Raw genomic sequence first — 19471 nt, forward strand, 5'->3', positions numbered from 1 at the left:
CATGGCACGCAACAGCTATGAACTCGGTGTGGGCGTCGGCGAGGAGCACCTCGCCCTGGCCGACGCGGTCGCGGGGTTCGCCGAACGGACCGTCACCGCCGAGATCGTCCGCACCGCGGTCGAATCCACGGAGACGGGCAAGCAGTTGCCCTACTGGGACGCGCTGGTCGCCCAGGATCTGCTCGGCCTGCACGTGCCCGAGGAGCTGGGCGGCCAGGGCGCGGGGCTGCTGACCCTGGCGGTCGCGCTCGAGCCGCTGGGTCGCGCCGTGCACACCGGCCCGTTCGTGCCGACCGCACTGGCGAGCGCGGTGCTGGCGCAGGCCGATGGAGCGTGGGCACGGGCGCAGCTGCCCGGCCTGGTCGACGGGTCACGCACCGGCGCGGTCGCGCTGGCCTCGGCGCTGACCGGGGTGGCCCGTGATGATGCGCTGCTCGTCGACGGGACCGCCGACGGCGTGGTGGGGGCGGTGTCGGCGGATGTGATCATCGCGCCGGTCACCGTCGACGGCACGCCGCGCTGGGTCGCGTTCGAGAACACCGACCTCACCGTCACCGCCCAGGACAGCGTCGACGTGCTGCGCGGTTCGGCTCGGCTGCACGCGGATTCGGTCACCGTGCCTGCGGAGCGGGTGCTCGAGGTGTCGCCGGAGCGGGTGCGGTCGCTCGCCGCGGTCGTGCTCGGCGCCGAAGCGGTGGGCGTGATGTCGTGGTGCGTCTCGACCGCGGCCGAATACGCCAAGACCCGGGTGCAGTTCGGTCGGCCGATCGGCCAGTTCCAGGGCGTCAAGCACAAGTGCGCGCACATGGGCATCGCGCTGGAGAAGGCGCGGGCGGTGCTGTGGGACGCCGCCTCGGCGCTGGATCGCGGCGACGAGACCGCGGACTACGCGGCCGCCATCGCGGCACTGATCGTGCCCGACGCGGCGGTGCAGGTCGCCCAGGACTGCATCCAGGTGCACGGCGGAATCGGGTTCACCTGGGAACACGACGCGCACCTGTACTACCGGCGGGCGCTGGCGCTGCGCGGCCAGCTCGGGACACGCGAGACCCGGGCCGAGGCCGTGGCCGGCTACGCGCTGGCGGGGCTGACGCTGTCCAGCGAACTGGAACTGCCCGCCGAGGCCGAGCAGATCCGGGCCGGGATCCGGGCCGAACTGGCTGAGATCGCGGCGATCGACGACGAGGACGACCAGCTCGTCGCCCTCGGTGACGGCGGCTGGAACCTGCCGCACCTGCCGCGGCCCTACGGCCGCTCGGCCTCGCCGCTCGAGCAGGTGGTGATCTCGCAGGAGCTCAGGGCTTCCGGTATTCCGATGCCCCAGCTGCTGATGGGCACCTGGGCGGTCGGTGCGATCGTCCCGCACGGTGACGAACGGCAGAAGCGGGAACTGGTGGTGCCGACGCTGCGCGGCGAGGTGGTGTGGTGTCAGCTGTTCAGCGAGCCCGGCGCGGGTTCGGACCTGGCGAGCCTGACGACCAAGGCCACCAAGGTCGAGGGCGGCTGGCGGGTCACCGGGCAGAAGATCTGGACCACCGTGGCGCAGTTCGCCGAATGGGCGATGCTGATCGCGCGCACCAGCCCGGACAAGCCCAAGCACGAGGGCATCACCTACTTCGTGCTCGACATGTCCAGCCCGGGGATCACGGTGCGGCCGCTGCGGGAGATGACCGGGTCGGCGCTGTTCAACGAGGTGTTCCTCGACGACGTGTTCATCCCCGACGCGAACGTGGTCGGCGCGGTCGACGACGGCTGGCACGTGGCGCGCACGACACTGGCCGGTGAGCGGGTGGCGCTGAGCCAGAAGATGGAGGCCTACGCCACCGACACCGACCTGCTGCGGTTCGCGATCGGGCGCGAGCTGTCGCCGGTGGCGCGCTACCACGTCGGCGAGCTGATGGCCGAGAGCCGGGCGGTGGATGTCATCGGGTCCAGGGTGGTGCTGAAACAGCTGTCCGGCATCGATGTGTCCACCACCTCCAGCGTCGGCAAGCTGCTGGGAATGGCGCTGGGCCAAGCGATCTCGGAGTTCGTGGTCGCCGAACTCGGCACCGCCGGGGTGGTGTCGGTACCCGGGGAACGCAGCGATCACGCGATGGAACAGCTCATCGCGGGCCGCGCCACCACCATCTACGGCGGCACCACCGAAGTGCAGCTCAACGTCATCGGCGAACGGATGCTCGGACTACCGCGCGACGCGTCGGCCTGACGGTCCGGGACAGGTGGTCGCCGATCGCGACCACCTGTCCGTCACCGGCGAGCGGCCACGATGCTGGGCCGCAACCGGATTCACGCGAGTCCGACCAAGACGACCGGCCCGTGCTTGCGCACCGTCTGCACCACTTCGACGACGTGGGCGACAGTGTCGTCCACCGTGACCCCCGCTAGCGGCGAACCGGCTCTCGTGAAAGCGGCCGGATCCTGCGGCTCGATAGGAGGGCGGCACATGCGCATCGGACCCCGGTGGTCACTCGATGGCGTGGGTGAAGACGAGGATGCCCGCGGTGAGGAGGGCGGCGGTTTTGGCGACTTCGAGGGCGATGTAGGCGTAGTGGGCGTGCGAGCGCGGGGCGTCCAGGCCGGCGAGGACGGCGTCGCTGCGGCGGGTGAGGACGGGGCGGACCGCGACGGCCTGGACGGCGAGCGCGAGCAGGGCCGCGGTGAGGGCCGTGGTGGCGGCGGTGCCGGGGGAGTCGATCAGCACGGCGGTGACGATCGTCGCGGCCAGCAGTGCCTCGGCGCCATTGAGGGCGCGGAAGACCAGCCGGCCGATGCCGAGGCCGATCGGCACGGTGACCCCCGGTGCCCGGAACTTCAGCGGCGCCTCGAGGAACGAGATGGCCAGCACCATGCCGAGCCAGCAGAAGGTGGCCGCGGCGATCACGGCCCACGCGGTCGTCATATCGATCAGGTCCTCTCCGCCGGCGTCCGCGCCGACCCGACCAGGATCGCCCATGCCGCGCGATCTGTCCCGAGTCCGCGGCGGGCGGCGCCGTCACCGGCTGGAATACTGAGCGGGCCGGTTCGCCCGAATCGGGACAAGGAGGGAGGACGGTGACCGCACCGCGCGCCGATGGCAGGGCCAGTCGGTGGGACCGGCATCGCGCCGAACGCCGCGACCGGATTCTCGCGGCGGCACTGCAGGCCGTGCAGACCCAGGGCGCCTCGGTGGGGGTGCAGGAGATCGCCGATCTCGCGCAGGTCCCGCGGTCGGTGCTGTACCGGCTGTTCAAGGACCGCCAGGATCTCGACGAGCAGCTGCGCGCCCGCATCGTCGACGATCTGATGGCGGTGCTGGCGCCCACCCTGCGTCCGCAGGGCACCGTCGCGGAGGCCATCGCCCGCTCGGTCGACGCCTACGTGGGCTGGATCGCCGCCAACCCCCGGTTGCACTACTTCCTCGGCGCCGGATCGGAAGGCAAGCAGCAGCGGCACAATTCGCCGATCGTGTCCGGTACCAAGATCGCCATCGCGGGCACGGTGCGCGAGGTGTTCGAGAACGCGCTGCGCGCCCAGTCCGCCCCGGTCGCTGTCGCCGAACCGATGGCGTTCGGGCTGGTCGGGTTCGTCGACGGCAGCGTCAACCGATGGCTGAGCCGCTCGATGCAACCCATGGACGCCGCGGAACTGTCGTCGTATCTGCAGGAAGCGATCTGGGCGGTGGTGGACAGCACCCTGCGCAAGGTCGGTGTCATGCTCAATCCGCTGACCCCGATGGCCGACCTGGTCACCCCGCCCGCCGAGGCCTAGCGCGGCCGCGGCCGACCGAGCAGCACCGTCTCGAGCAGGCCGATCACCATGTCCTGCGGGCAGATCCCGTCGTCGCCGAAGGTGCGGCCGAGGTCGACGACCAGGCTGAACGCGGCGTGCACGAGGATGCGTGCCGCACCCATCGACAGCTCCGGCCGCGCGGCGACCACCAGGCGCGCCCACTCGGTGACGATCAGCTGCTGCAGATGGCGCAGGGTCACCTGGTCGGTCTGGTCGACATGGCGGAACTCCGCGTAGTAGACGAAGGTCAGCGACCGCTCGGTGAACGAGCCCGACACGTACAGCTCGATCAGCGTGCCCAGCGCGGCCGCCGGGCTGTCGGAGGTGGCGGTGGCCGGGCGGATCGCCGCCGAGACGCGATCGGCGGCGCGCCGGAACGCGGCGACCAGCAGATCGCTCTTGCTGCGGTGATAGCGGTAGACGGCCGAAGCCGAGGACAGTTCGGCGGCGGCGGCGATGTCCTCGACACTCACGTTCGGATAGCCGCGCTCGTGGAACAACTCGACGGCCCGGTGCAGCAGTTGCTCGTGCATGAACGGCTGCGGCCGCGGCCGGAACACCGGCCGCACGGTCCGGTGACCGGACAGGTCCGCCTCGATCAGTGACCAACTCGCCGAACGCAGCAGTGCCGCCAGCGTTTTCGCGGGCACGGTCGCGTGATGGTCGCCGATACTGCTGATCACCGCGTAGATGGAGACGGCCCGCACCGCGCGATCGTGCCCGTCCAGCTCCGGGCGGACCGCGCCGATGAGCCGGCGCAGACCGGTGATGGCCGTGGCGAACTGGTCGCTGAACTGCCGCAGGTCCTCGGGTTCGAGGTAGCGCCGCTCCCAGCGGGCCAGCGCGGCGGTGGGCCGGTTGGCGACGGTGGCGGCGACGATCGCGCCGAGCACATGATCGAGCCGCTGCCGCGGCGACCAGCCCGCCGCCTCCTCGGGCAGCCCGACCGCCCGCAGCGCCAGCCCCGACAGCCGCAGCAGTTCGGCCCGGAACAGGGCGTACTTGCTCGGGAAATGCCGGTACAGGGCGGTGGAGCTGATGTCGAGCCTGCGGGCGATGTCGTCCATGCTCACGCCGTGATAGCCGTGCGCGCCGAACGCCGCCGCCGATTCCGCGGCGATCTGCGCGCGCCGGTTCTTCGGTCGGCGTCGCACGGCCCTGGCCTGCGGTTCGGCGCCCGGCTCGGTCGCCGAACCGGCCTTCGCGGGGCGGGTGCGGCGGCCGGGGGATAGCGCGCCGGGTTCGGTCACGGGGTGGGCGCCGTCGTCAGCGGGGAATTCACTTTCTCGACCAGCCAGCGGCCGTCGTCGTTGTGCAGGCGCAGCACCATGGACAGCTGGCCCGGCTTGGGCTTGTGCTCGGTGCCCAGGCTGGAGATGGTCTGGCCGATCACCACGATCGCCTCGGCCGACTCCTCGTCACCGGTGCGGATCGCGCACTGGGTGTCGGTGACCTTCGAGACGACCTCGCCCTGAGACAGGACCTCCCGCAATTCGGTACTGGTGGAATCGAACTGCTTCTTCCAGTCACCGGTCGCGCCGTCGAGGACGGCGGCGAAATAGGTGTCGAGGTTCTTGCTGTCGTAGTCGGCGAGCACCGGGGCGTACCGGCACGCGGCTTCGCGCGCCTGCTGCTGCGCCGTCAGCAGATCCTTGCTCTCCTGGCCCTCGAAGAACAGGAACACCGAGGCCGCCAGCGAGGCGCCGAGCAGGATCGCGACGGCGCCGCGCAGGCCGAGCTGTCGCCGGTTCACCGCCCGCAGGCGTTGCGTCCAGCCGCCGGGTGCGGGCTCGGATGCCGCTTCGGCGGTGGGCTTTTCGGTGGTGGGTTCGTCGCTCATCGCGTGGACTCCTTATCGGGGTGCGGGCACCGCGGGCTGGGACAGTTCGTTGCCGGTGACGCCGGGCGGCGGACCCGAGCCGTTGTCGGGACCGGCGGGCCGGGGCGCGTTGGCCGATCCGCGCACCTGCAGTGCCGGGTTGTCGGTGACGCAGTAGTTGTAGAGACGCACCCTGGTGTCGGTGGTCGGCGTGGTCGCCACCACGGGCACGGTGTCGTAGTCGCAGGTCGGGCGCGGCCACGGATCGACCAGGGTGAAATACATGTTGTCGTGGGCGGGGACACCCAGCGCCTCGGCGAAGCGGCTGAACGACGGGAACAGCGCTTCGATGGCGGGCTGGCGCAACTTCGCGGCCCGGGTGATCGCGACCAGGTTCGTCACGAGATCGGTCATCGGGTTCTGTGTCCGGGAGACGAAGCCGCCCAGGGTGGCCAGCTGGCCCGGACCCTGTTCCAGCAGATGCCGCAGTTCGGCGTCGGCCGCGCTGAACTGCCGGAACAGCGCGCTGCCCGCGTTGGTGAGGGTGCCCAGGTCGGGCTGGGCGTGCGAAGTGGTCTCGGCGATGACCTCGAGATTGCGGATCAGCTGCTCGGTCTGCGGCAGCAGGCCGGTGAGCCCGGACATGGCCCGGGAGAGCCCGGAGATCATGTTGCGCAACCCGTCCGGACCGCCGGCCAGCGCCTTGTCGAGCTCGTCGACGATCACATTGAGCCGCTCCGGATTCATTCCGGCGACGAGTCCGCTCATATTGCCCAGCACCGACTGCATCTGGACCGGCACCGCGGTGTCGGCCCGGCGGATCACCGCGCCGTCGGCCAGGAACGGCCCGGACTCTCCCGCCGGACGGAAATCCAGATACTGCTCGCCGGCGGCCGACAGGCGGGCCACGGCGACCGTGCCCCCGACGGGAATCCTGGTGCCCCCGTCGATCTCGGCGACCGCGGCGACCCCGTCGCCGGCGACCCGCACGTCACCGACCCGCCCGATCCGCACACCGCGGAAGGTGACGTCGCTGCCGGTGGTGAGCCCACCCGAGGTCGCCAGCTCCACGGTCACGTCGAACCGGGTGCGCGTCGGGTCGAAGCGCAGCACCGCGCCACCCAGATACAGACTGCCGAGCACGAGCACCACGACCAGCCCCACATTGGCGACCGCGACCCGGTGCCGGACCAGCCATTGCCACACCGGTGGATTCATCGGGGACCCTCCTGCTGCGGTTGCGGCGCCTGCGGCGGGCTGGCGAGCCTGCCGGTGACCTTGGCGATGACCTCGGCGAGACTGCCGAGGAAGGCGGGCACGTCACCCACCTCGGGCCATCTGCTGCCGCCCGGATCGGTGAGCGCGCCGACATCGAGATAGGACAGCGTCGCCCCGACGGCCAGGTTCGGGCCGCGCAGGCTGTCGCTCAGCGACGGATACAACTGGTGGAACCCCGCGAGCGTGCCGGTGAGATCGTCGCCCATCTGGGAGAAGCCGTTCATCAGGTTCTGGATGCTCTGGAAGAGGCTGACGAACTGCGGCCCGTTGGTCGCGCTGAAATCGCCGAGCGCGTCCATGGTCACCGCGACCCGGTTGATCAGGTCGACGATGGCCTGGTTGTTCTCCGAGAACAAGCCGATCAGCTGCGGGAAACTGTCCGCGGCGGCGCCGAGTTCGGCTTTGCGCCCGGCCAGTTCGCCGGTCAGCACCGACAGGCCGCCGAGGGTGGCATCGAGGTCGGCGGTGCGCTGGTTCAGCGCGGCCATGACCGCGGTCATCTCGCCGACCAGGTGCCGCAGTTGCGGCGCCTTCCCGGCGAAGATCGAGTCGAGTTCGGCGGTCACCCGGGCGGCCTGGTTCAGGCCACCGCCGTTGAGCAGCAGCGAGATCGAGATCATCAGCTGCTCGACCGAGGCCGCCGAGGCGGTGTGTTCGGCGCCGATGGTCGCTCCCGCCCGCAGCGGCGGGCCTGCCGCCTCGGCGCTGGGCAGCGTCATCGCCACGAAGATGTCGCCCAGCGGAGTGGCCTGCCGCAATTCGGCGGTGGTGCCCTCGGGCAGCTGGATGTCGGCGCGGATCTGCATCTCCACGTCGGCCAGGAAAGAGGTCGTCGAAATGCCGGTGACGACACCGATATCGGTGCCGCCGATCCGCACGTGCGCCCGGTCGGGCAGGTTCAGCGCGTCGCGGAAGGTGGCGTGCAGGGTGTAGCCCGGCCCGCCGATCCCCGGTTCGGGCATCGGCAGGTCGGCCACGGTCAGCGAGCACGCCGCGGTCGACGACGCGACCGCGGCCGCGCAGACGGAAGCGGCCAGCGCCGCGCGAAGCTTCATTTCGTCAGTCCCAACAGCGCGGCGGTGAGCCCGAAATCCGGGCCCATATCGGCGATCTTGCCGGTGCGGCAGCCGTCCAGGCGCATCTGCACGCGTTCGCAGAACAGCGACAGCGCCTCGCTGTCGAGCACGATCTTGTCGAGCAGACCGTGCAGGCGCAGCGCCTGCTTTTCCCGGCTGACCGCGTTGTCGACGTTCTGGAACAGCAGCGGCGCCACGTCGACGATCTCGGTGAGATTGCGGGCGTTGGCCCGCATCTGCGCGGCGATCGCCACGAACTTGGTGAGGGCGCCCGCCAGCTGATCCTGGTTCTGACCGAGCACTGAGGACGTGTTGGTGATGAAGTCGTCGAGCTGGGTCAGCACTGCCTGCAAGCCGGGGGACTGCTGGCCGAACAGCGCGACCAGTTCGGTGATGCGCGCGCTGAAGTCCTGGACGGTCTGGTCGTTCTCGGCGATGATCTGGGTGATCTCGCCCAGTTTCACGATGGTGTTCGCGATCTGGTCCTTGTTGGCGAAGGTCACCTCGAACGCGGCCGAGAGTTCGTCGAGCGTCTCGCGTAACCGGTCGCCGTTGCCGTCGAGCAGCGGGAACAGCACCCGGCTCGCCATCGGACCGGTCTCCGCGTCGCCCTTGAGGGCCTCGCCGAGCTGATCGAAGTTGGCCAGGATCCGGTCGAGTTCGACCGGTGTCCTGGTGCGGGCCAGCGGCAGGTGCGCGCCGTCGGCCAGTTCGGGGCCGGTGCCGGAGTAGGCGGGGGCCAGTTCGACATGCCGGTTGGTGATCAGCTGCGGGGAGACCAGCGCCGCCATCGCCTCGGCCGGGATGCGCACATCACGGTCGATCGACATCACCACCTCGACATAGCTGCCGCGCGGGGTCACCGAGTCGACGACACCGACGGGGACGCCGAGCACCGACACCTCGTTGCCCGCGTACAGCCCGGCCACGTTCTCGAAGTCGGCGCTGATGCGTTTCTGCTCGCTGAGCATCCGCTCGCCGAGCCCGGTCACGCTGTCGGGCAGCAGCGCGCAGCCCGAGGCCAGCAGCGCCGTCGCGCAGAGCGCGGCGAGTTTGCGTGTGTGTCGTGTCGTCATCAGTTGCACCCCTGTACGGCCTGGGCGAAGCACAGCCAGTTGTCCGGGAAGATCCACGGCGCCCAGATCTCGCCGTAGGGCCCGTTGCCGACCACGTTGTTGAACTGGCGCAGCGCGACCGGGGTGATCTCGTAGAGCCGGTCGAGGTTCTCCCGGTTCTTGGTCAGCCCGTCGGCCATGGTGTTGAGGTTCTGGATCAGCGGCCCCAGTTCGCCGTTGTTCTCGATGCCCATGTCCTGCAACAGCTTCGACATGGCGGCGACATTGTCGAGCAGCTGGGTGAGCAGGGTCTGGCGCTGCTGGACCGCGGCGCCGATGGCCTCGCCCCGGGTGAGCAGCAACAGCACGCTGTTGCGGTTGTCGGAGACCAGCTGCGAGACCTGATCCATGCTTTTGAGCAGGGTGTCGACCTCGTCGCGCCTGCTGTTGATGACCTGGGCCAGCGAGCCGATGCTGTCGAGGGCCTGCACCGCCATCGCGGGGGAGTCGCCGAGCTGGGTGTTGAGGACATCCAGCGCGGACCGCAGTTTCGTGGCGTCGATGCGTTCGATCCGCTCGAACGACGCGGAGTACTTCGGGTCCTGGACCACCTTGCTCAGGTTGTACGGCACGGTGGTGTTCTCCAATGCGATCCGGTTGCCGGGCAGCCCCTGCCCGTTGCCGGGATGCAGGTCGATGTGCAGGCGGCCGAGGATGGTCGACATCTTGATCGCGGCGCGCGCGTCGGATCCGAGGCGGATGTCGCCGCGGATCCGCAGCGCCACGACCACCCGGTCGTTCACCAGCCGCACATCCTGCACCGCGCCGACCTCGATCCCGGCGATGTCGACGGTGGCGCCGGGCCGCAGCCCGGCGGCCTGCGCGAACTCGGCGTCGATCGTCTTGTCGCCCAGGCGGACCTGGGCCAGCAGACTCGACCCGCCCAGCAGCACCAGCACCGCCAGCGCCGCGGACAACCCGAGGCGCAGGTGTCTGTTGCGCCGCAGGAACGTGGGAATACGGGCCCGGATCATCGGCACACCCCCGACTGTGAATTGCCGCCGACCTGGGAGAACACGCCTTCGGGGAGCAGTACGCCCCACAGTGAGACATCCAGGCGGCAGATGTAGGCATTGCCGTAGGCGCCGTAGCTGGTGAAGCGGGCGACGCCGTTGAGGAAGTCGGGCAGCTCCACCGCACCGCGATCCAGTGCCGCGCCGTTGTAGAGCAGCATCATCACGCCGGTGGTGGCGTCGCGCTGGGCGGCGCCCATGCCGGGTTTGACCTGGCCGATGAGCGAGACCAGCGAATCGGTCGCCGTCGCCACCCGGCCCACGGAACTCTTCAACGATTCCCCTTCGGCGTAGAGCCCGTCCATCAGGCTGCGGGTCTGGGTGATCAGGGTTTCCAGTTCGCCGCTGCGCTTGGCCAGGCCGGCCAGCACGGAGCTCAGATTGGTGAGCACGTCACCGAGGATCTGGTCGCGTTCGCCGAAGGTGTTGGCCAGTTCGGCGGACTGGGTGATCAGCGCCGCCAGCGACACCTCGTTGCCCTGCAACGCCTGGATCAGCGTTTCCGACAGCGAGTTGATCTGATCGGGTTGCAGCACACTGAACAGCGGCTCGAACCCGGACAGCAGCGCGGAGACGTCGAACGAGGGCTCGGTGCGATCCAGCGGGATCTGCGCGCCCGCGGGCATCACCGTGCCCGCGCCCTCGCCCGCCGCCAGCGCGACATACCGCTGCCCGATCAGGTTCTGGTACCGGACCAGCGCTTTCGTCGTGTCGGTCAGGTGCTGGCGCGCCTCGATCCGGAAGTCGACCCTGGCGGTGTAGTCGGGGGTGAAGTCGATCTTGTCGACGCGCCCGACGCGCACGCCCGCCATGCGGACGTCGTCGCCCACCCGCAGGCCGAGCACATCGGTGAACACCGCCGAGTACGTGGTAGTGGTGCCGGGGACGCTGCGTTGCAGGGTGGACCAGATCGTGTAGGTGAGCACGGTGGCCAGCACGACGAAGAAGCTGAAGCCGATCAGCGGTTTGGTGTATTTCACGGCCGCACACCACCTTCGGTGTCGGGGACGAGGGGGACGGTGCCGAGGATCGAGCCGAGCAGCAGCAGCTGGGTGAAGCTAGGGCGGCCGCCGACCAGCGCCGACACCGCCGACACCCCGGTGAGTCCGCGCGCGGGCACGGTCGCGGGCTGATCGGTGGCCGCCGCGGGCGCGGTGATCCCCGGAATGGCGGGCAGGCCGGGAATCGCGGGCAGCCCTGGCAGGGTCGGCATCGTGAGGTTCGGCAGGGTGGGCAGGCCGGGCACGGGCACGGGCGGCAGGACCGGCGCGGGGCCCGCCGCTTCGAGCCGGCCCGGCCGCAGCTGTTCCGGATATTCCTGGGGCGGCGCGACGGCAGGCACGCTCGGTCCGCCACAGCGCGGGCCGGTCATGTCGCCGTAGCGGGGGCAGTCCTCGGCGGTGTACTGCTGGAACGGCGTGAACGAGACGTCCATCCGCCAGGTCATCTGCCTGCGCGGACCGAAGGTGAAGGTCTGCTGCAGCTTGCGCAGCGACACGTTGAGGTTCGCGGCCGAGGACTGCAGCGCGCCCGGGTCCTTGGCGATACCGCCGAGCAGACCGTCCAGGCCCGCCACGAGTTCCTTACCGGAATCGGGGTTGGCGGCGAAGAGGCTGTTCACCGCCTCCACCGCGGAACTGCCCTGGGTGAGCAGCTCGACCAGCTGGGTGCGGTGCTCGTTGAGGGTGCGCGCGGTGGTGACCGAGTCGGCCAGTACCCCGACCAGCTCCGGCGCCGACTGGCTCAGGGCGGTCGCCGCCTGGCCGAAATTGCCCAGCAGGTCGCCGATCTCGGGAATCTGGTGGATGGTGGTGAGCCAGGTGTCGAGCCGTTCGACGGTCGAGCCGGGCATCCGGGCGCTCGGGTCGAGCGCGGCGGACAGCGTGGCCAGCACCCGGCCCAGCTTCTCCGGCTGGATGGTGTCGAGGACGTCGCGCAGCGTGTTGAGGGTGGTCTGCAGCTGGATCGTCGCCGAGCTGGTGTCCTCGCTGATGGTGTGGCCCGCGCGCAGCGTGCCGGTGGCCGCGCCGTTGTCGACCAGCTGGATCGAGGACACGCCGAAGATGTTGTCGGGCACCACCCGCGCGGTGACGGTGTCCGGAATCGTCTCGGCGAGACCCGGTTTGAGTTCGAAGGTGGCGTGCTGGCGTTCGCCCTTGGCGACCATGGTGACCTCGCCGACGGCGCCGACGACCATGCCGCGGTACTTCACGTCGGCGCGCTGCGGCAGCCCGTCACCGGTGCTGGTGAGGTCGGCGCCGACCACGACGGTGTCTTCGAACGCGCCGTTGTAGCGCAGTCCGAGCAGATACAGCGCGGCCGCGACCGCGGAAACCATGGCCAGGCCCGCGACCGTCAGCTGACGGCCCGTCGGTCCACGCCCACTGGGATCGAGAATCATCCGATCGACCTATCCCGAGATCCGGAATCCGGGATCGATGCCCCAGATCGCAAGAGTGAGAAACAGATTGGTGAAGACCATCACGACGATGACCATCTTGATGGCGCGTCCCGCCGCGACCCCGACGCCTTCGGGGCCACCCGTGGCGACGAAGCCGTAGTAGCACTGGATGAAGGCGGCGATCAGCACGAACACCACCACTTTGAACAGCGAGAAGAACAGGTCGCCGCCGACGAGGAACTGGAAGAAGTAGTGGTCGTAGGTGCCCGCGGTGGTGCCGCCGAGGAACAGCACCGACAGCTTCGTCGTGAGATAGGCGACCGCCAGTCCCAGTGTGTAGAGCGGGACGATGGTGACCGTGGCCGCGATCATCCTGGTGGTCACCAGGTACGGCAGCGGCCGGATCGCGATGGACTCGAGCGCGTCGATCTCCTCGGAGATCCGCATCGAGCCCAGCTGCGCGGTGAACCGGCAGCCCGACTGGATGGCGAAGGCGAGCGTGGCCAGGATCGGCGCGATCTCGCGGGTGGTGGCGAAGCCGGAGATGGCGCCGGTCAGCGGGCCCATCGTCAACAGGTTGAGCGCGGTGTAGGACTCCATGCCGACGGTGATGCCACCGAACGCGCACAGCACCACGACCACGCCGACGGTGCCGCCGCCCACGATCAGCGAACCGTTGCCCCAGCCGACATCGGCGACCAGCCGCGCGACTTCCTTGCGGTAGTGGCGCAACGTGAACGGGATGGCGAACAGGGCCTGGAAGAAGACGATCGCCTGGTGTCCGAGCCGCTGATTGGCCTGGACGGGGACTTTGGCGGCGGCGCCGATCGCCTTGACCGGGCGCAGTGCCGGGGGAGTGTATTCGGCGGCCATCTCACACCACCTTCGCCGGGAAGAGCGTGTTGTACAGCTGGGTGACGATGATGTTGGTGGCGAACAGCATCAGCGCCGAGGTCACCACCGCCGAGTTCACCGAGTTGGCGACACCGCCGGGCCCGCCCTTGGTGTGCAAACCGATGTCGCAGGCGATGATCGCGGTGAGCGCGCCGAAGATCGCCGCCTTCACCAGTGCCACCAGCAGATCGTTGGCGACCGCGAACGAGGCGAACGAGCTGATGAACGACCCGGGCGTGCCGTGCTGGGCGTAGACGTTGAACAGGTACGCCGTGGCGAAACCGACGAACACGATGAACCCGCACAGCAGCATGCTGACCAGGACCGCGGCGGCCAGCCGGGGCGCGACCAGCCTGCGCACGGGGTCGACGCCCATCACCTTCATGGCGTCGATCTCCTCGCGGATGGTGCGCGAGCCGAGATCGGCGCAGATGGCCGAGCCGACCGCGCCGGCGATCATCAGCGAGGTGACCAGCGGGGCGCCCTGGCGGATGATGCCGAGTCCGGCGACCGCGCCGATGAAGGTGGTGGCGCCGACCTGATTGACCAGCGCGCCGACCTGGATCGACACGACCACCGCGACCGGGATGGCGACGAACACCGTCGGCACCGCGGAGACGTTGGCCATGAACGCGCACTGGCGGACGAACTCCTGGAAGGGAAAGCGCCGTCGGGCGATCGACACGACCAGCGCGACGACGGCGGCCCGCCCGAGCAGGACCTGCCTGCCCAGCGTCTCGACCGACTGCTGGGGGTGGCGTTGCCACAGCCCGCCGAGGCTGTCGGCGATCCGGCCGACCTCGGAGGGTTCCGGCGGCGTCGGCCGCGCCGGGGAATGTTCGGTGGAGGTCACGCTGCACCGCATCCTTTCTTGCTGCGCGAGAGGTGATCGCGGCGGTTCAGAGCGTGCTCAGCCAGCGTTCGAGAAGCAGGACCAGGCCCACGCCCGCGGCGAGGCCGGCGAGCAGGACACACAGCAGCGTGATCCACATGCCTACGCGGAGAACGGGATTGACCTGCGTTCGGCCGCCGAGAATCTTGACGATGGTCACCACGATGTCGATGACCCAGACCAGCGCCATCATCAGGTCATCGTCACATTCGCGAAGATCAGGACCGGCCAGCACAGGATCGAGCCCAGGAACGAGATCACCAGGTCGGCGCCGTAGAGATTGCGCAGGTGCGCGGTGTGGGTGAGCGTCCAGACGACGCCGACCAGCCCGTAGGGGATGCCGATGATGATGAGGGTGCCGAGGAACTCGGAGACCTTCATCTCGTAGCTCAAGAGCCTGTCCAGCCGTCGGAGCATGGGGTACCGGTGTTCCTTTCCGCGGGACCTCGGGTGCCGTCGGTGGTAGCCGCCGGTTCCATGGTCCGAAATGTTGCCGAGGATTCTGGCAACAGGGTGGTTGTTTGATGGTCGATCGCTCGGCAACATCGCAGTGAATCCGATGATCATGCGCTCGCCCGTGGTGATCGCGATCGTTAAGTTACTACGGATTCTGGAAAATGTGAGAGAAATCGCGACGAATCCGTCGGCGAATCGGCGCAGTGCCGTCCGGGCACCCCGTCGCCGCCGGGCGACGCTGCCCGGCGGCGACGGGGTGGTGTGCATCGCGCCCCCGACTTCGCCTCTCGATGCGGAATCGACGGTAACATGACGCGCGGTACGCGGTCTATCACGCGTTATCGTCGGAATCAATGGTCGATCACAAGCGGAATCGTGATTAACTTAGTGGGCTGAGGCCGCCGAGGGTCGGTGGTTGCGCAGGAGGATCAAGATGTCCGCGGTCATCGTCGATGTAGTCCGAACTCCGTCCGGGCGGGGGAAAGCGGGCGGAGGGTTGTCGTCGGTGCATCCGGCGACGCTGCTCGCCGGTGTCCTCGCCGAGCTGGTGGAACGCACCGGGATCGACCCGGCCCTCGTCGACGATGTCGTCGGTGGCTGTGTCACCCAGAGTGGCGAGCAGTCGAGCAACATCTCCCGAACGGCCGTGCTGGCGGCCGGATTTCCCGAATCGGTGCCGGCGACCACGGTGGACCGCCAGTGTGGGTCCAGCCAGCAGGCCGTTCACTTCGCCGCCCAGGGCGTGCTGGCCGGCGCGTACGACGTGGCGATCGCCTGCGGTGTGGAGTCGATGAGCCGGGCGCCCATGTTCTCCAACGCCCAGGGCAAGGACGCGCTGCGCGGCCCGCTCGCGGCGCGGTATCCCGACGGGCTGATCGGCCAGGGGATCGCGGCCGAGATCCTCGCGGCCCGGTGGAAGCTGGACCGTGCGACGCTCGACGAGTTCGCGGCCCGCTCGCACCGGCTCGCCGCGGCCACCGCGGCCGCGGGCGGGTTCGACGCCGAGCTCGTGGCCGTGGGTGACCTCGCCGCGGACGAGACGATCCGCCCGCAAACCACCGTGGAGGGGCTGGCGAACCTGCGCCCGGCCTTCACCGATCCGGACGCGCTGGCGCGGTTTCCGGAGATCTCCTGGTCGGTGACCCCGGGTAACTCCTCGCCGCTGACCGACGGCGCGTCGGCGGCGCTGATCATGAGCGAGCGGACCGCGGCGAAACTCGGGCTGACCCCGCGCGCCCGATTCCACTCGTTCGCGGTGGCGGGCGACGATCCGACGCTCATGCTCACCGCGGTGGTCCCGGCGACGCGCAAGGCGCTCGAGCGGGTCTCGCTCACGGTCGACGACATCGACACCTTCGAGGTGAACGAGGCGTTCGCGCCGGTGCCGCTGGTGTGGCAGCACGAGCTCGGTGCCGACCCGGAACGGGTGAACCCGCGTGGTGGCGCGATCGCGCTCGGTCACCCGCTCGGCGCCTCCGGGACGCGGCTGCTCGCGACGATGGTGAACCATCTCGAGCAGACCGGTGGCAGGTACGGGCTGCAGACCATGTGTGAGGCCGGTGGCCTGGCGAACGCCACGATCATCGAACGGTTGTAGCGGTCGCTGCGGCGCTCCGCCGAGTCGAGTTCTGATCCAGTAGTTACATAGCGGACTGAAATACCTGAATAAGACGTCTGTCAGCCCAGAATGGTTGGTAACATAACGGGGTCGTCGGGACTCTGCTCGGCGGCGCACCGCGTCGACGAGGGGTGCGCGTACAGCCGGCGTGCGGCGGTACGCCCGGCGCGGCAGCACTCGAAAGGACTTCCGAATGACCGTGGCATCGAAGCCTGGTGAATCCCACTACGAGGAGCCGTCGGCGCTCCCGTCGCTGACGCTGGAGCAGGTGCGGATCCACATCCCCGACCATCACCGCTCCCCCCGGAAGCGACCCGCGCACCTGGCCGACGCGCTGGACTTCTGGATGTTCGCCGGCGCCGCGGCCAATGTCGCGATGCAGTTCTCGCACCGTGGTGTCGCGGCCGGGGTGATGGAGAGCAAGGTCGAGTCGGGTGCGCTGATGGTGCACCCGTGGAAGCGCTTGCGCACCACCGCTGCCTATCTGGCGGTGGCGGTACTCGGCACCGACGAGGACAAGCTGGCGATGCGCGAAGCGGTGAACGTCGCCCATCGGCAGGTCCGGTCGGGCCCGGACTCGAAGGTGAAGTACAACGCCTTCGACCGTGACCTGCAGATGTATGTGGCGGCGGCGATCTACATCGGCTACGAGGACACCCACCAATTGCTCTGCGGGAAGATGAGTCCCGAGGAGCTCGAGCACTTCTACCAGGGCTCCGACACCTTCGGCACCACGCTGCAGGTGCACCCGGACATGTGGCCCGCGACCAGGGCCGACTTCGACGACTACTGGGTCGAGGCATGCAGGCAGGTGGTGTGCGACGACGACTTCCGCGCCTACATCGGCGATCTGGTGAATCTGCGGATGATCCACTGGTCGTTCCGGCTGATGTTCGGCGGGCTGCTGCGGTTCCTCACCGCGGGCTTCCTGCCGCCGCACTTCCGCGACCAGATGGGCGTGGAGTGGAGCGAGTCCGATCAGCGCCGCTTCGAGAATCTGTTCCTGTTCGTCGGATTCGTGAACCGGTTCATTCCGCGGTTCGTCCGGTTCGCGGGCACCTACGCGATGATGTCGGACGTGCGGCGGCGGATCCGGAAGCAGAAGGCGCTCATCTGACCGGGCAGGGGTCGTCGGCGCGCGGCGCCGGCGGCCCCTCGCTGATCTCGCGCTGGGGCAGGCGGGCCTGGGAGACGCGCCGGATCCGGCTGGGCGCCAGCGCGAATCCGGTGCGGACCGTTGCGGCGACGGCGCGCAGGGTGGCGGCGTCGGCCGGGCGGCGCGGGATGTCGAACAGCTCGACCGCGCGGGGATGCTGGAGCGCGCGGACCGCGCCGTCGGGTAGATGTCGTACGATCCATTCGTCGGGTCGCAGCACCTGGTCGCGCAGTTCGTCCGCGGCCGGGCTGCGGCGCAACCGGGTGGCGCACGCCTCGGTGAAGTAGTCGGTGAAGTCGGACCAGGTCGGGGGGAGGTCCCGGTCGCTCACGCCGTAGGTCCGGTACCAGTCGCAGGTCTGCTGATACAGGAGCTCGCGGTCGTCCGCCGTGAGGGCGGGGCCGTACACCTCGGCCGCGGTCATCAGGGTCTCGACGTAGGTCGCGTGCTGGAACAGGAAGACCTCGGGGTGCAGCGCGTGGTAGCGCAGCCCGCGATCGTCGACGCCCTTGACGTGTTCGTGGGCGAAACGGATCACCGAATCGGCCGTCCGCCCGGAGTGGGCGAGATAGATCATCTGGGAGACGGTGCGTCGCTTGTGCAGCCACAGGCGATAGGGCGCGTGCTCGACGAGGGCGGTGGCGATCACCGGATGCAGGACCTGGAGGCCGACCGCGCGCGGCAGTGTCAGCAGGAAGCGGCGATCGCCGAGATGGCGTCGCAGGAGTGAGCCGGCTCGCACTGTCATACCAATAAGTTACTGCACATTCTGAAGATATGTGACAGGTAATGGTGCTCAAGCGCAGGTGATGTGATTTGACATTCTGCGTTTGCGGTCGGCGTCCAATAGGTGTGACACTTGGTAGCGTCAACACTTGTGTGGTACCGCTGGTACCACTAAACTGGATGGCAGCACCGTATTGAGGAGACATCGATGACGCTGTCCACCGCCAAGCAGCCGGGCGACCCCGGCTACCACGAGATCCTGCGCAGTCTGTCCGAAGGGTCCGTGACCAAACACTTCGATCCCTATGTCGACATCGACTGGGACGCACCGGAATTCGCCGTGCACGCCGATGACCCGCGCTGGATCATGCCGGAGGAGGACCCGCTGGGCCGCCACCCCTGGTACAAGGCGCAGCCGGTCGAGCGCCAGATCGCCATGGGCATGTGGCGTCAGGCGGGGATCGCCAAGGTCGGCCTGGATTTCGAGCAGCTGCTGATCCGCGGGCTGATGCAGTACCTGGTCTCGGTGCCCAACGGTGATCCGGAGTTCCGGTACGTCACCCACGAGGCGGCCGAAGAGTGCAACCACACGATGATGTTCCAGGAGATGATCAACCGCATCGGCTACCGCGATGTGGTCGGCATGGGCAGCATCGACCGCAAGCTGACGATGGTGATCTGGCCCGCGGTGAAGTACTTCCCGGAGCTGTTCTTCACGATGATCCTCGGTGGTGAGGAGCCGATCGATCACCTGCAGAAGTCGCTGCTGCGCGCCGGAGTCGACCTGCATCCGATGGTGCAGCGGGTGATGCAGATCCATGTGGCCGAGGAAGCCAGGCACATCTCCTTCGCGCACGAATACCTGCGCAAGAACGTGCCCTCGATGAACCCGGTCACCAAAACCGTGCTGTCGGTGGCTTTCCCGATCGCCATGCGGATCATGCTCGACATGATCGCCACGCCGCCCAAGGAGTTCCGGGAGAAGTTCGACATCCCCGCCGAGGTGATGCGCGAGGCGTACTGGGGCAGCCCCGAGTCACAGGCCACCATGCGCGACGTCTTCGGTGACGTCCGCGCGCTGGTCACGACCACCGGCATGATGAACCCGGTCGCCAAGCTCGCCTGGCGCCTGCTCGGCATCTCCGGCCCGGCCTCGCGCTACCGCAGCGAACCGGCCCGCCGCGCCGCCTGACCGTCCCCCCGTGCCGGACCGGTCACCGCGACCGGTCCGGCTTCCCACCTTCCCTGGAGTTCAC

The 19471-nt window shown here is 69.0% G+C and carries 20 protein-coding genes; 6 read left to right on the top strand and 14 right to left on the bottom strand.

Annotated elements, in window-relative coordinates; genetic code table 11:
• The first annotated feature begins 1 nt into the window (after position 1).
• Positions 2 to 2209, top strand: a complete 2208-nt coding sequence (locus EL493_RS17490; protein ID WP_030204244.1) for an acyl-CoA dehydrogenase — start codon at positions 2 to 4, stop codon at positions 2207 to 2209.
• Positions 2210 to 2467: 258 nt separating this feature from the next.
• On the opposite strand, the gene EL493_RS17495 is transcribed toward EL493_RS17490, so the two are convergent.
• The gene (locus EL493_RS17495; protein WP_019049103.1) at positions 2468 to 2902 is read right to left on the bottom strand and encodes a hypothetical protein; all 435 of its coding nucleotides are present in this window, start codon (positions 2900 to 2902) and stop codon (positions 2468 to 2470) included.
• 152 nt (positions 2903 to 3054) lie between these two features.
• Between EL493_RS17495 and EL493_RS17500 the strand changes: the two genes are divergently transcribed.
• On the top strand, positions 3055 to 3750 hold the full coding sequence (locus EL493_RS17500) for a TetR/AcrR family transcriptional regulator (protein WP_019049104.1): 696 nt from the start codon (positions 3055 to 3057) through the stop codon (positions 3748 to 3750).
• On the opposite strand, the gene EL493_RS17505 is transcribed toward EL493_RS17500, so the two are convergent.
• The 12 genes from EL493_RS17505 to EL493_RS17560 are packed head-to-tail and all read right to left on the bottom strand — an operon-like array spanning position 3747 to position 14676.
• A complete protein-coding gene (locus tag EL493_RS17505) occupies positions 3747 to 5021 on the bottom strand; it encodes a TetR/AcrR family transcriptional regulator (RefSeq protein ID WP_019049105.1) in 1275 nt (424 codons plus the stop codon). The two genes, EL493_RS17500 and EL493_RS17505, sit on opposite strands and share 4 nt — an antisense overlap.
• Positions 5018 to 5611 carry a hypothetical protein gene (locus EL493_RS17510; RefSeq protein WP_019049106.1) on the bottom strand — a complete coding sequence of 198 codons (594 nt, stop codon included), beginning with the start codon at positions 5609 to 5611 and terminating at the stop codon, positions 5018 to 5020. Before EL493_RS17510 ends, EL493_RS17505 begins: the two co-directional genes overlap by 4 nt.
• 12 nt (positions 5612 to 5623) lie before the next feature.
• Entirely contained in the window at positions 5624 to 6808 is a 1185-nt protein-coding gene (locus tag EL493_RS17515) for an MCE family protein (RefSeq protein WP_019049107.1), read from the bottom strand.
• Positions 6805 to 7923 (bottom strand): MCE family protein, encoded by a 1119-nt coding sequence (locus EL493_RS17520; protein ID WP_019049108.1) that lies wholly within the window; start codon positions 7921 to 7923, stop codon positions 6805 to 6807. Before EL493_RS17520 ends, EL493_RS17515 begins: the two co-directional genes overlap by 4 nt.
• On the bottom strand, positions 7920 to 9020 hold the full coding sequence (locus EL493_RS17525) for an MCE family protein (protein WP_019049109.1): 1101 nt from the start codon (positions 9018 to 9020) through the stop codon (positions 7920 to 7922). The genes EL493_RS17520 and EL493_RS17525 overlap by 4 nt, the downstream gene beginning before the upstream one ends.
• Positions 9020 to 10033, bottom strand: coding sequence for an MCE family protein (locus EL493_RS17530; RefSeq protein WP_022566621.1), 1014 nt, complete (start codon positions 10031 to 10033; stop codon positions 9020 to 9022). The genes EL493_RS17525 and EL493_RS17530 overlap by 1 nt, the downstream gene beginning before the upstream one ends.
• The gene (locus EL493_RS17535; protein WP_019049111.1) at positions 10030 to 11052 is read right to left on the bottom strand and encodes an MCE family protein; all 1023 of its coding nucleotides are present in this window, start codon (positions 11050 to 11052) and stop codon (positions 10030 to 10032) included. Before EL493_RS17535 ends, EL493_RS17530 begins: the two co-directional genes overlap by 4 nt.
• Complete coding sequence (locus tag EL493_RS17540; RefSeq protein ID WP_019049112.1) at positions 11049 to 12473, bottom strand: MlaD family protein; 1425 nt, start codon at positions 12471 to 12473, stop codon at positions 11049 to 11051. Before EL493_RS17540 ends, EL493_RS17535 begins: the two co-directional genes overlap by 4 nt.
• 9 nt (positions 12474 to 12482) lie before the next feature.
• Positions 12483 to 13346: an ABC transporter permease gene (locus tag EL493_RS17545; protein ID WP_019049113.1), complete on the bottom strand. Its 864-nt coding sequence runs from the start codon at positions 13344 to 13346 to the stop codon at positions 12483 to 12485.
• A 1-nt stretch (position 13347) separates the two neighbouring features.
• Positions 13348 to 14232, bottom strand: a complete 885-nt coding sequence (locus EL493_RS17550) for an MlaE family ABC transporter permease (RefSeq protein ID WP_019049114.1) — start codon at positions 14230 to 14232, stop codon at positions 13348 to 13350.
• A 34-nt stretch (positions 14233 to 14266) separates the two neighbouring features.
• A complete protein-coding gene (locus tag EL493_RS17555) occupies positions 14267 to 14452 on the bottom strand; it encodes a hypothetical protein (protein WP_019049115.1) in 186 nt (61 codons plus the stop codon).
• Positions 14452 to 14676, bottom strand: a complete 225-nt coding sequence (locus EL493_RS17560) for a hypothetical protein (protein WP_019049116.1) — start codon at positions 14674 to 14676, stop codon at positions 14452 to 14454. Before EL493_RS17560 ends, EL493_RS17555 begins: the two co-directional genes overlap by 1 nt.
• Positions 14677 to 14746: 70 nt before the next feature.
• Between EL493_RS17560 and EL493_RS17565 the strand changes: the two genes are divergently transcribed.
• From EL493_RS17565 to EL493_RS17575, 3 genes are all read left to right on the top strand, one after another.
• A complete protein-coding gene (locus tag EL493_RS17565) occupies positions 14747 to 15028 on the top strand; it encodes a hypothetical protein (protein ID WP_126405759.1) in 282 nt (93 codons plus the stop codon).
• 120 nt (positions 15029 to 15148) lie between these two features.
• A complete protein-coding gene (locus tag EL493_RS17570; protein WP_022566619.1) occupies positions 15149 to 16312 on the top strand; it encodes a thiolase family protein in 1164 nt (387 codons plus the stop codon).
• 214 nt (positions 16313 to 16526) lie between these two features.
• Positions 16527 to 17450: an oxygenase MpaB family protein gene (locus tag EL493_RS17575; RefSeq protein WP_019049118.1), complete on the top strand. Its 924-nt coding sequence runs from the start codon at positions 16527 to 16529 to the stop codon at positions 17448 to 17450.
• On the opposite strand, the gene EL493_RS17580 is transcribed toward EL493_RS17575, so the two are convergent.
• Positions 17443 to 18237: an oxygenase MpaB family protein gene (locus tag EL493_RS17580; protein ID WP_019049119.1), complete on the bottom strand. Its 795-nt coding sequence runs from the start codon at positions 18235 to 18237 to the stop codon at positions 17443 to 17445. The two genes, EL493_RS17575 and EL493_RS17580, sit on opposite strands and share 8 nt — an antisense overlap.
• Positions 18238 to 18423: 186 nt before the next feature.
• On the opposite strand from EL493_RS17580, the gene EL493_RS17585 reads away from it, so the two are divergent.
• The gene (locus EL493_RS17585) at positions 18424 to 19407 is read left to right on the top strand and encodes an AurF N-oxygenase family protein (protein WP_126405761.1); all 984 of its coding nucleotides are present in this window, start codon (positions 18424 to 18426) and stop codon (positions 19405 to 19407) included.
• Positions 19408 to 19471: the final 64 nt, after the last annotated feature.

It is taken from the genome of Nocardia asteroides, assembly GCF_900637185.1.
In the GTDB taxonomy this organism is placed as follows: Bacteria; Actinomycetota; Actinomycetes; order Mycobacteriales; family Mycobacteriaceae; genus Nocardia; species Nocardia asteroides.

Excerpts from the sequence above, each read along its gene's own strand:
- EL493_RS17490 (WP_030204244.1), top strand. The coding sequence starts at position 2 with ATGGCACGCAACAGCTATGAACTCGGTGTGGGCGTCGGCGAGGAGCAC.
- EL493_RS17495 (WP_019049103.1), bottom strand. The coding sequence starts at position 2,902 with ATGACGACCGCGTGGGCCGTGATCGCCGCGGCCACCTTCTGCTGGCTC.
- EL493_RS17510 (WP_019049106.1), bottom strand. The coding sequence starts at position 5,611 with ATGAGCGACGAACCCACCACCGAAAAGCCCACCGCCGAAGCGGCATCC.
- EL493_RS17515 (WP_019049107.1), bottom strand. The coding sequence starts at position 6,808 with ATGAATCCACCGGTGTGGCAATGGCTGGTCCGGCACCGGGTCGCGGTC.
- EL493_RS17520 (WP_019049108.1), bottom strand. The coding sequence starts at position 7,923 with ATGAAGCTTCGCGCGGCGCTGGCCGCTTCCGTCTGCGCGGCCGCGGTC.
- EL493_RS17525 (WP_019049109.1), bottom strand. The coding sequence starts at position 9,020 with ATGACGACACGACACACACGCAAACTCGCCGCGCTCTGCGCGACGGCG.
- EL493_RS17530 (WP_022566621.1), bottom strand. The coding sequence starts at position 10,033 with ATGATCCGGGCCCGTATTCCCACGTTCCTGCGGCGCAACAGACACCTG.
- EL493_RS17540 (WP_019049112.1), bottom strand. The coding sequence starts at position 12,473 with ATGATTCTCGATCCCAGTGGGCGTGGACCGACGGGCCGTCAGCTGACG.
- EL493_RS17545 (WP_019049113.1), bottom strand. The coding sequence starts at position 13,346 with ATGGCCGCCGAATACACTCCCCCGGCACTGCGCCCGGTCAAGGCGATC.
- EL493_RS17550 (WP_019049114.1), bottom strand. The coding sequence starts at position 14,232 with ATGCGGTGCAGCGTGACCTCCACCGAACATTCCCCGGCGCGGCCGACG.
- EL493_RS17555 (WP_019049115.1), bottom strand. The coding sequence starts at position 14,452 with ATGATGGCGCTGGTCTGGGTCATCGACATCGTGGTGACCATCGTCAAG.
- EL493_RS17560 (WP_019049116.1), bottom strand. The coding sequence starts at position 14,676 with ATGCTCCGACGGCTGGACAGGCTCTTGAGCTACGAGATGAAGGTCTCC.
- EL493_RS17565 (WP_126405759.1), top strand. The coding sequence starts at position 14,747 with ATGTTGCCGAGGATTCTGGCAACAGGGTGGTTGTTTGATGGTCGATCG.
- EL493_RS17570 (WP_022566619.1), top strand. The coding sequence starts at position 15,149 with ATGTCCGCGGTCATCGTCGATGTAGTCCGAACTCCGTCCGGGCGGGGG.
- EL493_RS17575 (WP_019049118.1), top strand. The coding sequence starts at position 16,527 with ATGACCGTGGCATCGAAGCCTGGTGAATCCCACTACGAGGAGCCGTCG.
- EL493_RS17580 (WP_019049119.1), bottom strand. The coding sequence starts at position 18,237 with ATGACAGTGCGAGCCGGCTCACTCCTGCGACGCCATCTCGGCGATCGC.
- EL493_RS17585 (WP_126405761.1), top strand. The coding sequence starts at position 18,424 with ATGACGCTGTCCACCGCCAAGCAGCCGGGCGACCCCGGCTACCACGAG.